The 17049-nt window shown below is 70.1% G+C and carries 17 protein-coding genes; 5 read left to right on the top strand and 12 right to left on the bottom strand.

All coding sequences use genetic code 11. The annotated features are described in order from the left end of the window. Positions 1–20 precede the first annotated feature (20 nt). From V6V89_RS24340 to V6V89_RS24325, 4 genes are all read right to left on the bottom strand, one after another. The gene (locus V6V89_RS24340) at positions 21–944 is read right to left on the bottom strand and encodes a CapA family protein (protein ID WP_334621615.1); all 924 of its coding nucleotides are present in this window, start codon (positions 942–944) and stop codon (positions 21–23) included. A 120-nt stretch (positions 945–1064) separates the two neighbouring features. Next, positions 1065–2402 (bottom strand): sensor histidine kinase, encoded by a 1338-nt coding sequence (locus tag V6V89_RS24335; protein WP_334621613.1) that lies wholly within the window; start codon positions 2400–2402, stop codon positions 1065–1067. Positions 2403–2560: 158 nt separating this feature from the next. Further along, positions 2561–3571, bottom strand: a complete 1011-nt coding sequence (locus tag V6V89_RS24330) for a TAXI family TRAP transporter solute-binding subunit (RefSeq protein ID WP_334621612.1) — start codon at positions 3569–3571, stop codon at positions 2561–2563. Then, positions 3568–5562, bottom strand: coding sequence for a TRAP transporter permease (locus V6V89_RS24325; RefSeq protein WP_334621611.1), 1995 nt, complete (start codon positions 5560–5562; stop codon positions 3568–3570). The genes V6V89_RS24330 and V6V89_RS24325 overlap by 4 nt, the downstream gene beginning before the upstream one ends. Positions 5563–5696: 134 nt before the next feature. Between V6V89_RS24325 and V6V89_RS24320 the strand changes: the two genes are divergently transcribed. Then, positions 5697–6305, top strand: coding sequence for a TetR/AcrR family transcriptional regulator (locus tag V6V89_RS24320; RefSeq protein ID WP_334621610.1), 609 nt, complete (start codon positions 5697–5699; stop codon positions 6303–6305). Between the two features lie 51 nt (positions 6306–6356). Here the strand turns inward: V6V89_RS24320 and tuf are convergent, their stop codons facing one another. Together tuf and V6V89_RS24310 are read right to left on the bottom strand one after the other, a co-directional pair. Continuing rightward, positions 6357–7544 carry an elongation factor Tu gene (gene tuf / locus V6V89_RS24315; protein WP_334621609.1) on the bottom strand — a complete coding sequence of 396 codons (1188 nt, stop codon included), beginning with the start codon at positions 7542–7544 and terminating at the stop codon, positions 6357–6359. 248 nt (positions 7545–7792) lie between these two features. Further along, positions 7793–9397 carry a glycosyl hydrolase family 18 protein gene (locus tag V6V89_RS24310; protein WP_334621607.1) on the bottom strand — a complete coding sequence of 535 codons (1605 nt, stop codon included), beginning with the start codon at positions 9395–9397 and terminating at the stop codon, positions 7793–7795. Positions 9398–9583: 186 nt separating this feature from the next. Between V6V89_RS24310 and V6V89_RS24305 the strand changes: the two genes are divergently transcribed. Both V6V89_RS24305 and V6V89_RS24300 read left to right on the top strand, forming a co-directional pair. After that, on the top strand, positions 9584–10489 hold the full coding sequence (locus V6V89_RS24305; protein WP_334621606.1) for a hypothetical protein: 906 nt from the start codon (positions 9584–9586) through the stop codon (positions 10487–10489). Between the two features lie 185 nt (positions 10490–10674). Then, complete coding sequence (locus V6V89_RS24300) at positions 10675–11040, top strand: VOC family protein (RefSeq protein WP_334621605.1); 366 nt, start codon at positions 10675–10677, stop codon at positions 11038–11040. A gap of 131 nt (positions 11041–11171) precedes the next feature. Here the strand turns inward: V6V89_RS24300 and V6V89_RS24295 are convergent, their stop codons facing one another. Beyond that, the gene (locus V6V89_RS24295; RefSeq protein WP_334621604.1) at positions 11172–11522 is read right to left on the bottom strand and encodes a DUF2203 domain-containing protein; all 351 of its coding nucleotides are present in this window, start codon (positions 11520–11522) and stop codon (positions 11172–11174) included. 71 nt (positions 11523–11593) lie between these two features. On the opposite strand from V6V89_RS24295, the gene V6V89_RS24290 reads away from it, so the two are divergent. Further along, a complete protein-coding gene (locus V6V89_RS24290) occupies positions 11594–12034 on the top strand; it encodes a hypothetical protein (RefSeq protein ID WP_334621603.1) in 441 nt (146 codons plus the stop codon). A 21-nt stretch (positions 12035–12055) separates the two neighbouring features. Here V6V89_RS24290 and V6V89_RS24285 read toward each other — a convergent pair whose 3' ends face one another. The 5 genes from V6V89_RS24285 to V6V89_RS24265 all read right to left on the bottom strand — a co-directional run bounded on the left by V6V89_RS24285 (position 12056) and on the right by V6V89_RS24265 (position 15941). After that, the gene (locus V6V89_RS24285) at positions 12056–12430 is read right to left on the bottom strand and encodes a hypothetical protein (protein ID WP_334621602.1); all 375 of its coding nucleotides are present in this window, start codon (positions 12428–12430) and stop codon (positions 12056–12058) included. Positions 12431–12525: 95 nt separating this feature from the next. After that, complete coding sequence (gene proC, locus V6V89_RS24280) at positions 12526–13344, bottom strand: pyrroline-5-carboxylate reductase (RefSeq protein WP_334621642.1); 819 nt, start codon at positions 13342–13344, stop codon at positions 12526–12528. Between the two features lie 55 nt (positions 13345–13399). Continuing rightward, the gene (locus V6V89_RS24275; protein WP_334621601.1) at positions 13400–14428 is read right to left on the bottom strand and encodes a 6-phosphofructokinase; all 1029 of its coding nucleotides are present in this window, start codon (positions 14426–14428) and stop codon (positions 13400–13402) included. Positions 14429–14572: 144 nt separating this feature from the next. Continuing rightward, on the bottom strand, positions 14573–15064 hold the full coding sequence (locus tag V6V89_RS24270) for a polyadenylate-specific 3'-exoribonuclease AS (protein WP_334621599.1): 492 nt from the start codon (positions 15062–15064) through the stop codon (positions 14573–14575). Between the two features lie 7 nt (positions 15065–15071). After that, entirely contained in the window at positions 15072–15941 is an 870-nt protein-coding gene (locus tag V6V89_RS24265; RefSeq protein ID WP_334621598.1) for a phosphotransferase enzyme family protein, read from the bottom strand. 355 nt (positions 15942–16296) lie between these two features. Here V6V89_RS24265 and V6V89_RS24260 point away from each other — a divergent pair, with 355 nt between their 5' ends. Further along, positions 16297–16989 (top strand): Crp/Fnr family transcriptional regulator, encoded by a 693-nt coding sequence (locus tag V6V89_RS24260; RefSeq protein WP_334621596.1) that lies wholly within the window; start codon positions 16297–16299, stop codon positions 16987–16989. Positions 16990–17049 lie beyond the last annotated feature (60 nt).

The following is a 17049-nucleotide window of genomic DNA, read 5'->3' as shown; positions in this document are numbered from 1 at the left end:
GTGCCGACAAAACGGGCAACTCACGCAACGCACTCAGCCAGGGCGGCATAGGCGGCGAGGATCCGGGTGCGGGCCGTCCCCGTGGCCAAGCGGGGCTGCCCGGTTTGGCGGGAGATGACCGCCGGCACCAGCTCGGTCCCGGCCACGCGGCCGCCGCGCAGGGTCACGCGCAGCACACCCGTGTCGTTGCTGAACGCGTCGTCGCGCCACCAGAGGAAGTTTCCCAGCCCGTACTGCACGTACGTGCGCCCCAGCCATGTCTCACCTAGGAGCAGGTGCGCGTGGGTACCGACCACGATGTCCGCTCCCGCGTCCGCGAGCGCCGCCGCGAACCCCCGCATTTCACCCGTCGGGCACTCGTTGCCCTCGAGGCCCCAGTGCACGTACACGACCACCGTGTCGGCGATCTGACGCGCGGCACGCACGGCGGCCACGGCGCGGTCGCGGTCGTGGGCCATCGCGATGCCGGGCCGGGTGTCGGTCGCGCGCCAACGCTGCCACAGCTCGTGGACCTGGCTGAACCCCAGAAAGGCGATGGTCGTGCCGCGCACCGTCGTGGTCCAGGCGGCGTTGGCGGCCGCGGCGTCCGCGCCCGCTCCGACGGTTGGTACGCCGGCGGCGCGGGCCGCCTCGACGGTGTCTGCCAGGCCCTGCTGGCCGTAGTCCAGGGCGTGGTTGTTCGCCAGGGAGACGACGTCGACGCCCGCCGCTTTCACGGCCGCGTACGTGCTCGGCGGGGCCCGGAAGAGGAACTGCTTCGGCTCGGGCTGGCCGCGCGTGGTGACGGCGGTCTCAAGGTTGATCATCGTCACGTCCGCCTCGGCGAGCGTGGTCGCGACCTCCCCGAAGGCGGTCTCCGGATCGTCGAGGAGGCGCTCGGTGCGGCCGGCGAAGTGGACGTCGCCCGCGAAGGCGAGGGTGATCTCAGCCGGCGTCGGTGCCACGGCGGGAGAGGCGGATGGCGGCGCTGCCACCCAATCGGGTGAAGCGGGCGGCGACCCGCAAGCAGTAAGCAAAACGACAAAAAGGGCATAGACCAGGAAACGCACCCACGCAGGGTACGGTCAGCGCAGCCGCCGAGGCCGCTGTTCGGGAACCTGTGGCACGACCGGTGCGGGGCGCGCCCCGGCCACCGGGCCGCTGGGCAGGGCGGCGGGGCGGGCAGCGGGGAGTGCGGCCGGCCGGCGAGGGCGGCCAGCGGGCTCGGGGACCGCCGGAAGTGACATCGGGGCGGGGACGGCCGGCAGGGCGTGCTGCTCGTACCGACCGCGACGTACCCGGTCGAGCGTGGGCAGGGGTGCTAGCACCGAATGCGGCAGCGCCACGAACGCGGCCGTGCCGCCGTCGGGCACGCTCGTCAGCTTGACGGTGATGCCGTGCCGCCGGGCCAGCCGCCCGATCACCAGCAGGCCCATCGTGCCGACCAGCGCGCTGGTCAGGGCAGACGGCTCCGCGAGCCGGCGGTTGGCCTCGGCGAGCTTGGTGGCCGCCATCCCGATGCCCTCGTCGAAGATCGTCAGGGTCACCTGGTCGACGTCCTGGTGGGTGTCGACGCGCACGTGGTTGGCTGGGTGCGAGAAGTTGGCGGCGTTTTCCAGGAGCTCGGCGAGCACGTGGATCACGTCGGCGACCGCGTCGGCGGCGATCGCCACCAGCGGCGTGGCCACCACCTTCACCCGATCGGGGTCGTCGAGCTCAGCCGCCGCCGTGCGGACCACCTCGCGCAGCGACACCGGCTCGGTCGGGCGGCGGCCAGGGTCACCACCGGCGAGCACCAGCAGGTTTTCCTCGTTGCGGCGCATCCGGCTGGCCAGCCGGTCGAGCGCGAGCAGCCGGCCACGGGCGGCCCGGTCGGTCTCCAGCCGCACGAACTCCTCGATCAGCCGGAGCTGCCGCTGGATCAGCGCCTGCCCGCGCCGCGAGAGGGCGGCCAGCGTCGCCTCGCTCTCCATGCGGGTGAGCGCCTCGTCGGCGGCGAGCCGCAGCGCCTGCCTGTGCACGGTGGCGAAGGCGCGGGCCAGCGCGCCGACCTCGCCGGCGCGCGCGGTGAGCAGAGCGTCGACCCTCGCGGTCGACTCGTCGACGGCGGCGCCGACGGCTTCCGCGTCGGTCGCTTTCGCGGCGCCGCTGACGGCCGTCGGGAGTTGGTGGTATGCCACGTCGAGGGCCACCGCGCGGAGCCTGCGCAGGTGCCGGCTGACCCGGATCGCGATGACCGTCATGCCCACTAGCGCCAGCCCCGTCGCGGCCAGCGCGGCATCGGCCCCGGTGATCAGGGCCGTCACCAGCCCGCCCGCGCCGAGAAGCGCGAAGAGAAGGCTGTGCAGCCCGATGGAGCGCGACAGGCCGCGGTGGCTTTCGTGGGCGGCGACGGCCGCCGTGAGGCCATCGACTGTCGCCATTGCCACGCTCCGTTCACCACGGCGGAGCGGACCGGCCGGCACGCCCCGACGTTCAACGCACAACGTTGCCTACAATCGACCCGTTCGGCCGTTTGCGACATCCGCCGCGCAGTCACCTCGGGCAAGCCGATCGTGCCAGCCGGTCGATGCGATGTTTTCTACTGTGGAGCGTTCAGCTTGTCGAGCGCGGCGACGGCGCCCCGGTGCAGCGTCACGGGATCGGTCTTGCGGGCGGTCTCCAGCGTGATGCCCTTGGCGGCGGCGTTCGCCTGCTCCAGCTGCGGCTTGCGGTCGAAGAGGGCCTTGGTCAGGGCGCACACGAGGTTGGCGTCGAGGTCGTCCTTTACGAGCAGCAGGTTCGGTACCACGATCGTCTTCGCGTCAGCCGCCATCCCGTACGTGGCAGCGGGGATCACGCTCTCCTCGTACACGGGATTGATCTTCTTCATCTCGGCGAGCAGCGGCGTGATGTCGACGAACGCGACCTTGTCTTTCGCCGTGGTGAACAGGTCGGTGATGCCCGGCGTGGGCAGGCCGCCCGACCAGAACATCGCGTCGATCGAGCCGTCCTTCATGCCGTCGACGGTCTTGGTCAGGTCGAGGCGCTGCGCCGAGATGTCCTTGGCCGGGTCGAGGCCGGCGGACTGGAGCAGCCGGTTGGCGATGACCTCGGTGCCCGACTTCGGGGAGCCGGTGGAGACCCGCTTGCCCTTCATGTCGGCGACCGAGGTGATCCCAGCCCCGGTGCGCACGATCACCTGCGTGTAGTTGGTGTAGATGCGGGAGATCGCCTGCACGGGCTGCTTCTGCCCGTCGAAGCTGCCAGTGCCCTGCACCGCGTCGGCGGCGGTGTCGGCGAGCGAGAACGCCACCGCGTATGTGCCGGCGACAAGCTGCTGGATGTTTTGCACGGAGGCACCGGTCTCCGCGGCGGTCGCCTTGACCTTGCCGCCGGTCGCGGCGCTGATCTGCTCCGCGTACGCGTTGCCGAGTGCGAAGTAGACACCGGTCGCGTTGCCGGTGGCGATGCCGACCCGGGTCTCGCTGGCCACCTCGCACGTCACGTCGCCGCCAGTATCGGTGCTCGCCTGGTCCTGCCGTCCTCCGCACCCGGTCAGCCCCGCACCGAGCATCAGCAGCGCCGCGAACCCAATCGTCGTACGCCTCATGTCTGTCTCCTCTTGTGGATGAGCGTCACCGCCACCGCGGCGACCAGAAGGACCGCGCCGGTCGCGATGGCGACCGGGTGCAGGTAGAGCAGCAGGATGCCGCCGGCGGCGGCGAGCACCCGCGCGACCGGGTCGGCGGGACCGACGCCGAGCACCCAGCCGCCGGTGGCCACCGCCAGCCCAGCCACCGCCAGGCAGGCCACGGCGGCCGCCCACAGCACGCTGAGCGCGGGACCGCGCCCGAGCAGGTACTCCCCCGGGCCGGTGAGAACGAACGCGACTGGCACCAGGAACGCGGGCAGCGCGTACTTCAACGCCTGCCACATCGTCGGGATCGTGCGGCCACCCGTGATCGCGGACGCGCCGACGGCGGCGAGCGCGGTCGGCGGGGTGACCTCGGAGAGCACCGAGAAGTAGAAGACGAACATCGCGGCCGCTGGCGCCGGCACGTCGAGCGCGAGCAGAGCCGGACCGATGATCACCCAACCGATGATGAAGGAGGCGGTGACCGGTACGGCAAGCCCCAGGAGCAGCAGCGCGACGGCGGCGAACAGGACCGTCAAGGCCAGCACGACGGTGTGGTTGTCGGACATCGCGCGGGCGCCGCGCACCATCAGCGAGGCCAACTGAGAGCCGAGCCCGGTCTTGGTGGTGACGGCCGTGATCACGCCCGCGGCCGCGCACACGGCGGCGACCGGGAGCACGCCACGAACGCCCGCGGAGAGCGCCTCGAAGAGCCGGCGCGGGGTGAGCCAACCGCGACGGTCCAGGAAGGACAGTGCGAACGCGAGCGCGGTGGCGTACACGACCGCCCTCGTGGCGGAGACGCCGATCGCGAGCAGCACGACGATCGCGACCAGCGACGAGAAGTGGTAGCCGAACCGCGCCAGCAGCCGCCACACCGACGCCGCCTCGACCTCGACCGGGCGCACGCCGTACCGCCGGGCGTCGATCTCGACCGCCAGCAGGATGCCCAGGTAGTACAGGACCGTCGGGATCATCGCCCAGCCGAGCACGGTGAGGTAGGAGACCTCCAGGTACTCAGCCACGATGAACGCGGCCGCACCGAGCGTGGGCGGTGACAGGATCGCGCCGACCCCGGCCGCCGCCAGCATGCCACCCGCCTGCTCGGGCGGGTAGCCGGCGCGGCGCAGGATCGGCCAGGTCACCGCGCCGACGCTGACCGCTGTGGCGGTACCCGATCCGGAAACCGTGCCGAGCAGGAAGCCGGACGCGACTGCCGTGCGCCCGGCGGCGCTGCGCGACCGCCGGAAGGCGGCGACCGACAGGTCGACGAAGAACCGGCCGGCGCCGGACAGGTCGAGCACCGCGCCGTAGATGGTGAAGAGCACGATGTACGTCGCGGCGACGTCGAGCGGGGTGCCGTAGAAGCCGCTGCCGGAGTTGTACAGCGCGTCGACGATCTGGGAGAAGTCGAGACCGGCGTGCGCGATCGTCCAGCCCTGCGGCAGGAAGCCGCCGTAGTAGCCGTAGCCGAGGAAGACCAGGCAGACCACGGGCAGCACCCAGCCGGTGGTGCGGCGGCAAGCCTCGAGCACGAGGATCAGGAGCGCGGCGCCCATCGCGACGTCGCGCGGGTCGAGCAGGCCCTGCCTATCGAGGAACCCGTTGTAGCCCCCGTCGATCGGCAGCACCGGATAGAGGCAGACGACCAGCGCGACCGCGGCCAGCGCCCAGTCTGCGAACGACGGCTGGTCGCCGCGGTCGAGCCAGCGCAGCCCCGACCGGTACGACAGGAAGACCAGCGGCAGCACGCCCGCCAGGAAGATGATCAGGTAGAACTGGCTGCCCTGCGCGAGTGGCCGGAAGACCTGCCAGAGCACCAGCAGCGCGACCACGAACGCCACCACGGCGACGGCCGTGCCGACCCAGCCGGAGAGCGGGCGAGCCGGTCGCTCCTCGTCATCAACCTGCACGGCAGCCTCAGGGGCATCGCCTGTTTGGGGGATGCTGACCTGGCTGCTCGGCATGACGAGACCATACAACGGGCCACCGACACCTCCGACAGATCCGTTTCTATCTTGTGATCTTCGGTTTTCGGGGTCCGACAAAGGAAATCGTTCCGGGAAAATGCCTCGCGCATTGATGAGTTACTGTGTCGGCTGTGACGAGACGTTCAGCGGAGGTTCGCCTGGAAACGTTGCTGCGCACAGCGTGCGACGTGATCGTGGAGCGTGGGCTGGCCAGCACCCGGACGGCTGACGTGGCAAACGCCGCGGGAGTCAGCCAGGCCCTGGTCTTCTACCACTTCGCGACCAAGGAACGGCTGCTCGCGCAGGCGTTCACGTACGCTGCAGAGCAAGATCTCGCGCAACTCCAGGCGGTCATGGACTCGTCGGCCAGACCCCGGGAAAAGCTCAAAAAGATCCTTAAGCTGTACGCGCCGACCGGCCGTTCGAAGTCGTGGGCAATGTGGATTGACGGTTGGTCAGAGTCGCAGCGCATACCCGAGCTGGAAAAGGTATCCCGGCACCTCGATCTTCGGTGGAAAGAAGCGCTCACCGAAGTGATCACTGCGGGAGTCACCGCGGGCGCGTTCAAATGCGACGATCCGGCCGGCGCGGCGTGGCGGATCCTGGCGCTCATCGACGGGCTCGCGGTGCAGGTCACCATTCATGATCGAGTGATCTCTCGGCGCCAGCTCACCGAGTGGGTACGCCAGACCGCCGCTCGCGAGCTCGGCCTGGAGCCGTCCGACCTAGGGCGTGTCTGACACGCCCCAGCCGGGCGAGGTGGGGAGAGCAGCACTCCCCCCACCTCCGGTCTAGCCCAGCACCTCGGTCACCGTGCCAGCGGCGACGGTGTGACCGCCTTCGCGCACCGCGAAGCCGAGACCGACCTCCATCGCGACCGGCTTGCCGAGCGCGACCTCCAGGTCGACGGTGTCGCCCGGCATCACCATGGTCACCGACCCAAGGTCCACCGACCCCGGCACGTCCGTGGTGCGGAAGTAGAACTGTGGCCGGTAGTTTCCGAAGAAGGGCGTGTGCCGCCCGCCCTCGGCGGTCGTGAGCGCGTACAGCCGCGCCCGGAACCGGGTGTGCGGCGTGACCGAGCCCGGCACCGCCACCACCTGGCCCCGCTGCACCTGGTCGCGCTTGACCCCGCGCAGCAGCACGGCGGCGTTGTCGCCGGCCTCGGCCCGGTCCAGTGACTTGCCGAACGTCTCGAGCCCGGTGGCCACGGTGGACAGCGTCGGACCGAGCCCGACCACCTCCACCGGCTCGCCGGCTCGCAGCGCACCGCGCTCGACCGCGCCGGTCACGACCGTGCCGCGCCCGGAGATCGTGAGCACGTTCTCGATGGGCATCAGGAACGGCTCACCCAGCTCGCGCGGCGGCACCGGGATGTACCGGTCGACCGCGTCGAGCAGGTCTTCGATCGAGCGCGTCCAGCGCGGGTCGCCTTCTAGCGCCCGGAGCGCCGATACCCGCACCACGGGCACCTCGTCACCCGGGAACCCGTACTCGCTCAGCAGTTCCCGCACCTCCAGCTCGACCAGGTCGAGCAGTTCCTCGTCGTCCGCGGCGTCGGCCTTGTTCATCGCCACCACCAGGTACGGCACGCCGACCCGCTTGGCGAGCAGCACGTGCTCGCGGGTCTGCGGCATCGCGCCGTCCTGCGCCGAGACCACCAGGATCGCGCCGTCCACCTGGGCCGCCCCCGTGATCATGTTCTTCACGTAGTCGGCGTGTCCGGGCATGTCGACGTGCGCGTAGTGCCGGGTCGCGGTCTCGTACTCGACGTGCGCGATGTTGATGGTGATGCCCCGCGAGACCTCTTCCGGCGCGCGGTCGATGCCGTCGAAGGCGACGAACCGGTTGACGGAGGGGTCGTGCGCGGCGAGCACCTTGGTGATGGCGGCGGTCAGGGTCGTCTTGCCATGGTCGACGTGACCCATCGTGCCGATGTTGAGGTGCGGCTTGGTACGCAGGAACTGGCTCTTGGCCATGGTGAAACCCCACAAAGGAGAAAGGTGGAAACGACAGCTGGAGAACCCCGGCGAAGCGGGGTCAGCTATCCAGCCGGACCGGCGTCGCGCACGCGGCGGCCACGACCGGCAGGCGGGTGCCTGCGGGACGTGCGAAGCCAACCGGGGCGAACATGACGATCACGGTACGCGCAAACGCCTGTGAGGCAACCGATATTCCAGCGGGGAGCCGGTCTCCCGACTCCCCGCCTCTGTGTGGGAACACGTGCCTAGCCGAGCCCACCCTTGACGGCGGTGATCAGCTCGCCGTTGGTGGTGTCGCCGGACAGCTCCCAGAAGAAGGCGCCGCCCAGGCCCTGGTTCTTCGCGTACGTCATCTTGCCGCCGATCGTGCCCGGTGTGTCGTAGCTCCACCACTGGCCGCCGCAGAAGGCGTACGCCGTGCCGCCCACGGTGCCGGTCGCCGGGCACCGGTTCTTGAGCACCTTGTAGTCCTCGATGCCCTGCTCGTAGGTGCCGGGCGCGGGACCGGTCGCGGTGCCGCCGGGCGCGCTCTGCGTGACGCCGGCCCAGCCGCGGCCGTAGAAGCCGACGCCCAGCAGCAGCTTGCTCGCCGGTACGCCCTTGCTCTTGAGCTTCTGGATCGCCGCGTCGGACCAGAACCCCTGCTGCGGGATGCCCGGGTACGAGGTGAGCGGCGAGTGCGGGGCGGTGGGGCCCTGCGGTGCGAAGGCGCCGAAGTAGTCGTACGTCATCGGCATGAACCAGTCGAGGCTGCCCGTCGCGCCCGCGTAGTCGGCCGCGTCGATCTTGCCGCCGTTGCTGCCGTCCGCGGTGATGGCCGCGGTCACGAGGGCGCTGGAGCCGAAGCGGCTACGCAGCGCGGACATGAGGTTCTTGAACGAGTTCGGCCCGCTGGAGTCGCAGGTGAGGCCGCAGGCGTTCGGGTACTCCCAGTCGATGTCGATGCCGTCGAACACGTCGGCCCAGCGCGGGTCCTCGACCAGGTTGTGGCAGGAGTTGGCGAACGCGGCCGGGTTCTGCGCGGCCTGCCCGAACCCACCCGACCAGGTCCAGCCGCCGAACGACCAGATCACCTTGAGGTGCGGGTACATCTTCTTGAGCTTGCGGAGCTGGCCGAAGCTGCCGCGCAGTACGCCCGTGTCCCAGGTGTCGGCGACGCCGTCGACGCTGTTCGCCGCGGTGTACGCCATGTCGTAGTCGGCGTAGGAGTCGCCGATCACGCACTGGCCGTTGGTGACGTTGCCGAACGCGTAGAGGATGTGCGTCAGCTTCGCCGCGGAGCCGCTGGTGTGGATGTTCTTGACGAAGTACTGCCGGCCGTAGACGCCCCACTGTGCGAAGTACCCGACGACCTTCTTGCCGCCGGGCGGCGGCGGGCTCGTCGGCGGCGGCGTGGTGGGTGGCGGGGTCGTGGGAGGCGCGCTGGTCGGCGGGGGCGCGGTGGTCGGCACGACGCCGCCGCCGCACGACGCGCCGTTGATCGTGCAGTTCAGCGGCGCTCTGAAGGCGCCGGCACCGATGTAGCCCCAGGTCTGGGAGGCGCCGGGAGCCAGGCTCCCGGCCCAGCTCTTCTTCACAGCCACGTAATGATCGCCGGTCCGCGTGACGTCCGCGTCCCATGAGCTGTTGATGGAGGTACCGGCTGGAAGGTCGAACTCGATCCGCCAGGTGCTCACGCTGGCGTCCGATCCGTTGGCCACCGTGACCCGCACCTCGTGCCCGGTGCCCCAGTCCGAGGTGGCCGTGAACTGGGCGGTCACACTGCCGGCGCCGAACGCCGAGGTCGCGACGGGCACCGCCGCGACGGCGACCGCTACGACGACACCCGCCCACAGCGCGCGTCTGCTCATATCGCGCCTCCAAACTGTTAGGAAAGTTTCCAAAAGGTTGTTGCGACGCTACTCAGATACATGCGAATTCGTCAAGATGTGCGAGTCAGATATCGATGCCTCTCGTAGGCATCAAACCGGTTGGCGTCACCGTACGTATTCCCCACTGGAGGTAAGGCAGGGCTCTCGCTGAGGAGGACGGGGACGATGGAAGCATCGGCCGGGCAAGCCGCTGAGCCAAGCGGTCGCACGCTGTCGTGGCTCGACGAAGACGGGCCGGAGCCGGCGCCCGTGCCCATGGACTTCACGCCGCTGCCACCACCGGTGCCGCCGCCCGAACCACCACCGCCAGAGGGTGGGTCACGGGCTCACCGGCGCCCGCGCCGCATCCTGCTGGTCGCGGCGTTCGGCGCGATCGTGCTGGTCATCGGCACAGCGGCCACGGCACTGCTGGTGCCGAGGCTGACCGGCCCGCCGCCGCAGATGATCGCGGCACCCGGCGACGTCGTGTCGACCCAGATCGGCAGCCGAACCGACGCCGAGTTCGACCTCGTCACGGGCACCACCACGGTCAACATCAAGGCCGCCGATCTCGGCACCGACCTGTACCGGATCAGCACCCCGCGCGGCGCCAACGGCGCACCCCGGCCCGTACACCGGGGCAAAATAGTCGAACTACACATCGTGCCCAGCGGGCAGGACGGTCCCGGCGCGATCGACATCCAGCTCAGCTCCAAGCTGCCGTGGCGGGTACGCCTCACCGGCGGCGCCGCCACCCACGCGCTCGACCTGCGCGCCGGGTCGCTGCTGGGGCTGGATCTGATCGGCGGCGCGACGCGTGTCGACCTGTCCCTTCCGCCACCCAAGGGCACCGTGCCACTCAAGCTGACCGGCGGCGTCAACCAGCTCTCGCTGCACGCGCCGCGAGACGTGCCGACGCGGGTGCGGGTGGGCGGTGGCGCCTCGAACGTGACGCTGGACCGCTTCAACCGCGCAAGCCCGTCCCCAGGAACGGTCTTCACCCCGAACGGCTGGTCCCGAGGCGCCGACCGCTACGACATAGACGCCGTAGCCGGCGTAGCCACCCTCCGCCTAGACCGCACCCCGCCCTAACACCCCCCGCCCCGCCGTCCGACGCCCGCCGTCCGACGCCCGCGTCCGACGCCCGCCCTCTCCCGTCGATCAAGGGCAAACGCACGTGGTTCGATCTCTTTTCCGCGTGCGTATGCCCTTGATCCGTGCAGATCTCCTTGATCGGCGGACGGGTGCGAGGCCTGCGTAGGTGGTAGGAAGGGCCCATGGTGGTCGGACCAGTTGCGCAGATCCACATCAGCGTCACCGACATCACCCGCTCGGTAGCGTTCTATCGGGACGTGCTCGGGATACCGCTGCTCTTCGAGGTGCCTGGGCAGCGGATGGCGTTCTTCGCGAGCGGCGACGTGCGGCTCTACCTGGGTGTACCGGAGTCGCCCGAGTTCACGAGCAAGTGCGTGCTGTACTTCCGCGTCGACGACATCGAGACCGAGCACGTTCGCCTGGTCCTGGCCGGCGTGCCCGCCCGGAGCGCGCCGCACATCGTGCACCGGGACGGCGACACGGAGCTGTGGATGTCGTTCCTCACCGACCCCGACGGACACACGGTCGCGCTCATGCAGGAGCGGTAGCAGCGCTCGGCGCGCCCTCGCCCCGATCAAGGAGGAGTCCATCGATCAAGGCCGAACGCACGCGGAAATGAGATCAAACCACGTGCGTTTGCCCTTGATCGGGGGAAAGGGGCGGGCGTCGCGGGGCGGGATCAGAGCTTGCGGCGGCCCGCGAAGCCGCATTCGAGGCGGTGATACCAGCCGATGTCGCCGTCACCCTCCAGCCAGCACCAGAGCACGGGCCGCCCCTCGCGCTCGCCCGCGAAGTCGAGCAGCACCGGCGCGTACCCCTTGACCTGAATGTCCTGCTCACCCAGCTCATCGATGATCCCGTAGATCCGGGCTTCGAGCGCTTTGATCTCGGGTAGGCCACCGTGCGGGCTGGCGCCGCCGTCGGCAAGGTCGGCGCGGAGCTCGGCGAGGTCGGCGCGGAGCACGATCAGCTCGTCGACCCGCGGGCGGAGCGTCGCGAGCAGGTGTCGGGCCTGGGCCAGCGTGAACACATCCGACAGTATGGTGCATTCGTTTTACAGGCATGCTACTGCCCGATTTGTCGGTATACCGAATCCATAAGGTGATCGACGATGTAGACCTGGACGGGATCGTGGTGCCGGGCCTGCGCGGGACGTTCCACCGTCGCGCCGAAGGGGCCCCGGCCAGCACTGCCCCCGAGGGAGGCCTGATCAGCACCGTCGGGCTGTACAGCTACGCCGGGATCGAGCTGTTCATGGCCTGGGGGTACGTCGGCGAGGCACACTGCCGGTACACGGCGCTGCGGGGGCCGGACGGCTCATGGGGGCCGCCCCTGCCAGGCTGCCCCCCGGTGTCGAAGGTATGCGACGGCGGGCTGGTCACCGCCCTCACGCTCGGCGGGTACGTTCTCCCAGCCGCTCCGATGACCAGCCCGCCGCCTGTGGGGACACCTGCCACGGTCCGGGTACCTGCGGCACGCCCTGCGGTCGGCGGGCTTGGCGTGCCGCCGCCGGCCGCATGCGCGGCCGACAGCGGGTCCTGAACCGGGGCGCGCCCCGGTGGGTCAGAGCCGGCGCACCGACTCCTGCGCCGGCGCTGGGGAAGGCGCGTACCGGCGCACGTAGGTCAGGGAGGCGCCCGTCAGGCCAAGGGCGATCAGGAACGCGACCAGGTGCACGATCGGGTCCACGATCGGCACGAACGCGATCACGGCCACCGGCACCTGGACGAGCGCCACGAGCGCCATCAGCAGCGCCCGGCGCCGCCCACCCCAGAGGTACGCCGTCCACACGGGCGCGGTCACCACGGCCAGCACGAGCGCGTCCAGCACGGTGTGCAGGTACGGGTTGGCCACCTTGTCGTGAGCGAAGGCGGACGCCGGTGCCGCGAACCAGAGGACCGATGCCGCACCGCCGAGGACTACCGCGAGACGTCGCATGGCCGTACCTCCCAGAGTGCCTTTGCCATTACTCCCTGTTACGAAGGTACGGGGATGTCGGCAGGGGCGGGAAGGGATGAGCGCGTGAGTGAATCCTATTTATTCTGGTCCGCGAGTTCCCTCGCGCGGTCCCGGGCAGCCTCAAGTGCGGCTAGCAGCGCCGCACGTACCCCATGGTTTTCAAGCTCACGAATGGCGGAGATCGTCGTGCCGGCCGGTGAGGTGACAGCCTCACGCAAGGTCACCGGGTGCTCCCCGGAATCGCGCAGCATGACGGCCGAGCCGATCGCCGTCTGGACGATCAGGTCGTGGGCCACCTGCCGGGGCAGGCCGAGCAGGATGCCCGCGTCGATCATGGCTTCGACGAGCAGGTAGAAGTACGCCGGACCGGAGCCGGACAGCGCCGTCACCGCATCCTGCTGCGACTCGGGCACCCGGAGCGTGGCGCCGAGCGGCTTGAACATCTCTTCGGCGAGCGCGAGGTGCGCCACCGTGGCGTGCGGGCCGGCCGAGATCGCGGTCATCGCCTCGTCGACCAGGGCCGGCGTGTTGGTCATGACCCGGACCACCGGGGTGCCCTCGGGCAGCCGCCGCCCGAAGAAGCTGGTGGGCAGGCCCGCACAGAGCGAGATCACGAGCTTGTCGCCCGGCACCTTCGGACCGATGTCGTCGAGGAGGGCCGCGGCGTCCTGCGGCTTGACGGCGATGGCCAGTACATCTGCCTCTGCCACGGCCGTGAGGTTGTCGACCACGCGGATGCCGTACCGCTGCGACAGCTCCTCGGCGCGCGCGGGGCGCCGGGCCGTGGCCATCAGCTTGTCGGCCGGCCATCCGGCCCGCAGCAGGCCGGAGAGCACCAGCTCTCCGATCTTGCCGGTGCCGATCACCGCGACCGTGTGCACGCCGGGCGCCATACCCCATCCTCTCGGGTCGCCGTGCCGGCCCTCCCGGGCCGGCACGGCACCAGCATCAGCTGCCGAAGAAGACCTCGGCCTCGGTGTACCGCTCGATCGGGACGGTCTTGAGCTCGCCCGTGCCCTCCTTCAGCGGCACCCGGACGATGTCGGTGCCCCGCAGGGCCATCATCTTGCCGAAGTCGCCTTCGTGCACCGCGTCGATGGCCGCCAGGCCGAAGCGGGTCGACAGCACCCGGTCGAACGCCGTGGGCGTGCCGCCGCGCTGGATGTGACCGAGGACGACCGTGCGGGCCTCCTTGCCGGTCTTGGTCTCCAGCTGCTCGGCCAGCCACTGGCCGATGCCGCCCAGGCGCACGTGCCCGAAGGAGTCCAGCTCCTGGTTGTGCAGCACCATCTGGCCGTCGAGCGGCTGGGCACCCTCGGCGACCACGATGATCGGCGAGTACTGGTGCTGGAAGCGCTTCTCCACGTACTGGGCGACCTGGTCGATGTCGAACTGCCGCTCGGGGAGCAGGATCACGTTGGCGCCGCCGGCGATGCCTGCGTGCAGGGCGATCCAGCCGGCGTGCCGGCCCATCACCTCGACGACCAGCGTGCGGTGGTGGCTCTCGGCCGTGGTGTGCAGCCGGTCGATGGCCTCCATCGCGATGTTGACCGCGGTGTCGAAGCCGAACGTGTAGTCGGTCGCGTTGAGGTCGTTGTCGATGGTCTTCGGCACGCCGACGACCTTGACGCCGAGCTCGTCGAGCTTGGTGGCAACACCGAGGGTGTCTTCGCCGCCGATGGCGACGAGCGCGTCGACCCCGAGGTTGGCGAGGTTCTCCTTGATCTTCTCAACGCCCCCGTCGATCTTGAACGGGTTGGTGCGAGAGGAGCCGAGGATGGTGCCGCCGCGCGGCAGGATGCCGCGAACCTCCGCGATGCCCAGGGGCTTGGTCACACCCTCCAGCGGGCCGCGCCACCCGTCACGGAAACCGACGAACTCGTGCCCGTAGGTGGCGACGCCCTTACGCACCACCGCGCGGATCACCGCGTTCAGACCTGGGCAGTCGCCGCCGCCGGTAAGCACGCCGATACGCATGATGTCCTCAATCCTCCTGATTGTGTTGCGATCCCACCCGCCGTCGTGGGCGGGCGCAGTTGCCCGTCGGCGTCGTTGCCGGCCCGGGGCGGAGCCGTCAATTGCGCACTGTAGTCGCCTCGTCTGAACACCGGGTGGCCGGGTTCAGCCCATCGCGCGCCAGCGCGCGAGGTTGTGGCGGGCGTCCACCAGGGCGTCGTGGCGATCCGCTTCGGCGTTCGGCAGCGGCGGGCGACCAACGTCGTCCCAGCGCTGGCGAAGGTCTTTGGTGAACCGGGGGATCTCGCGCGGCAGCGCCGGCATCGAGCCCCACAGCTGGGCGAGCGCCACGTGGTCGTACGCGGCGTACCAGGCCCACAGCTCCAGCTTCTCGTTCGGCCGGCCACGAACCGGCTCGACGAGGAACTCGTACAGGTCGTCGCGGATGCGTTCGCGCGAGCGCCACGCGGGGTCGGCCGGAGACGGCAGCCGGTCGAGCACGTTGCGCCGCACCCACGGCACCGCCCTGGCACCGTCGAACTCGGTCGAGACCGCGTAGAACTCCCGGCCGTACTCGTCGACCACGCCAATCGACACGAGGTCGACCAGCCGGCCGTCCTCGATGAACTCACAGTCGTAGAAATAGCGGTAGACCATCGAGGGCCTATCCTGCCAGGGCCTCCTGAGCGCGTCGCAGCCCGTCCTGATGATGGGCCGCCGCGCCACCGGCGTCCACTGCGCGCGCGTGCCAGTCGGCCTGCACCGCCCATCGGAAACGCAGCAGCACCGGCAGCGCGGCGTCCAGCTCTTCCCTGGACACCGGGGCTGTGGCGGCGTACGCCTCCAGCAGGTCGGCCGCCGCCGGCACGCCGCCCGCGTACAGCACGGCGGCGGCGACGTCGTACACCAGCGGACCGGAGGCGGCGGCGCCCCACTCCAGCAAGCCGGTGCGCCCGGTCTCGACGTTCATCACGAACGCGCGGGGCATCGGATCGCCGTGCAGCACCCCGTACGTCAGGCGGTCGGTCACGCACAGCTTGGTCATGGCGGCCACCGCCTCGGCGACCGCCGGCCGCAGCCACGGCTCCACTTCCAGGTGATCGGCGTCCGGCCGGAGCCAATGCCATGGGGTGACACCCGGATGAGTGAACCCGTTTCCCTTCCGGTGTACCCGGCCGAGGTGGTCGCCCCACCACTGCTGGTCGAGGTGGTCGGCGCCGTCGAGCGGGCGCCCCGGCACCGCGCGCAGCAGTGCCAGTACCCCATCGTCAGTGTCGGCGCAGAGTGCGCCGTCGGCGGTGCGCACCGGGGTGCCGACATCCACGCCCTGAACGCGCAGGTGCTCCGCGGCAGCGAGGCCGGCCTGGACTTGGGCGCGGTCGTCGGCGCGAGCCCGCTTGGCCACATAGCGCTCGCCGCCCGCGCTCACGAGCCACGCGGTGGTCTGTAGTCCATAGGGCAGCGGCTCGACCGAGTCCGGATTGATGTGCCACACCCTGCGGATCGTCGCGCCAACTGGGTCGACAAATGCCACCTCGGCGATTATGCCGGGCGGCAAGCGGCGCGTCCGTTAAAAGCGACAACCGGCCGGAGAAAGCATGCCCCCACCCTTTCTCCGGCCGGTTCTGGTGCAGCGCCTTGCCGCCGAGATCAGCTGATGCCCCCGTACTCATCCCCGCCCGTCAGCAGATCTACCGGCAAGCCTGCCCTTAGGGTGGACGGATAACTGTCACCGATGCGATTGCGGGGGTGTACACCACCCGACAGACGGGCCATGATCTGGAGTTGACAGGTCCGCCATCGGCGGTGATTGTTGTGTGTTCGACCTGTTTCTGCCGGCCCCATCGGACGAGACGGGAATATGGTCCTTACCGGGGAGGGGTTGGACCGTGGAGGGACGCCTGCCGGAACCCGGCGACGCGCTCACGGGAGTCGAGATGTTCGCCGGCCTTGAGCCGGAGGTGCGGCAGCGAGTCATCGCCGCCGCGGTTCCCCGTACATATCGCAAAGGCCAGTTGCTGTTCGTCGAGAACGACCCTGGCGAGTCGCTGATCGTCCTACGTCGCGGGGCGGTGGCGGTGTTCCGCACCTCGCCCACCGGCGAGCGCGCCGTGCTGCACGTGATCCGCCCGCCCGACGTCCTCGGCGAGGTGTCCCTTCTGGACGCGTCCACCCGGTCGGCGTCCGCCGAGGCCATTGAGGACTGTGCCGCTCTCGCCTTGTCACGCCACGCATTCATGGACCTCGTGCACTCCAACCCACGCATCCTCGACGCCGTCATGCGCTCGCTGGGCGCGCTGATCCGCCGCCTGACCGAGCAGAACGCCGACCACGTCTTCCTCGACCTGCCGGGCCGGGTCGCCAAGACATTGGTGCGCCTCGCCGGCGAGAGCCAGGCTCCGATGATCACCATCGAGCTGAACCAGAGCCAGCTCGCCGAAATGGCCGGCGGCTCGCGGCAGAGCGTCAATCAGGCGATCGGTTCCTTCGCCAGCCGAGGATGGCTGCGCACCGAAGGTCGCCGCATCGTGGTCACCGACGTGGCCGCCCTGCGCCGACGGGCGGGCATGGCCGAACGCTGAGCTGCCAACCATGATTGGGCCGTCCACCCGCTTCCGGGTGGTCGGCGGGGACGAGATACT

It is taken from the genome of Micromonospora sp. CPCC 206061, from assembly GCF_036906915.1.
Taxonomy (GTDB): Bacteria; Actinomycetota; Actinomycetes; order Mycobacteriales; family Micromonosporaceae; genus Phytohabitans.
The sequence above is the reverse complement of the archived record's forward strand: the minus strand, read 5'-3'. Positions and strand labels throughout refer to the sequence as shown.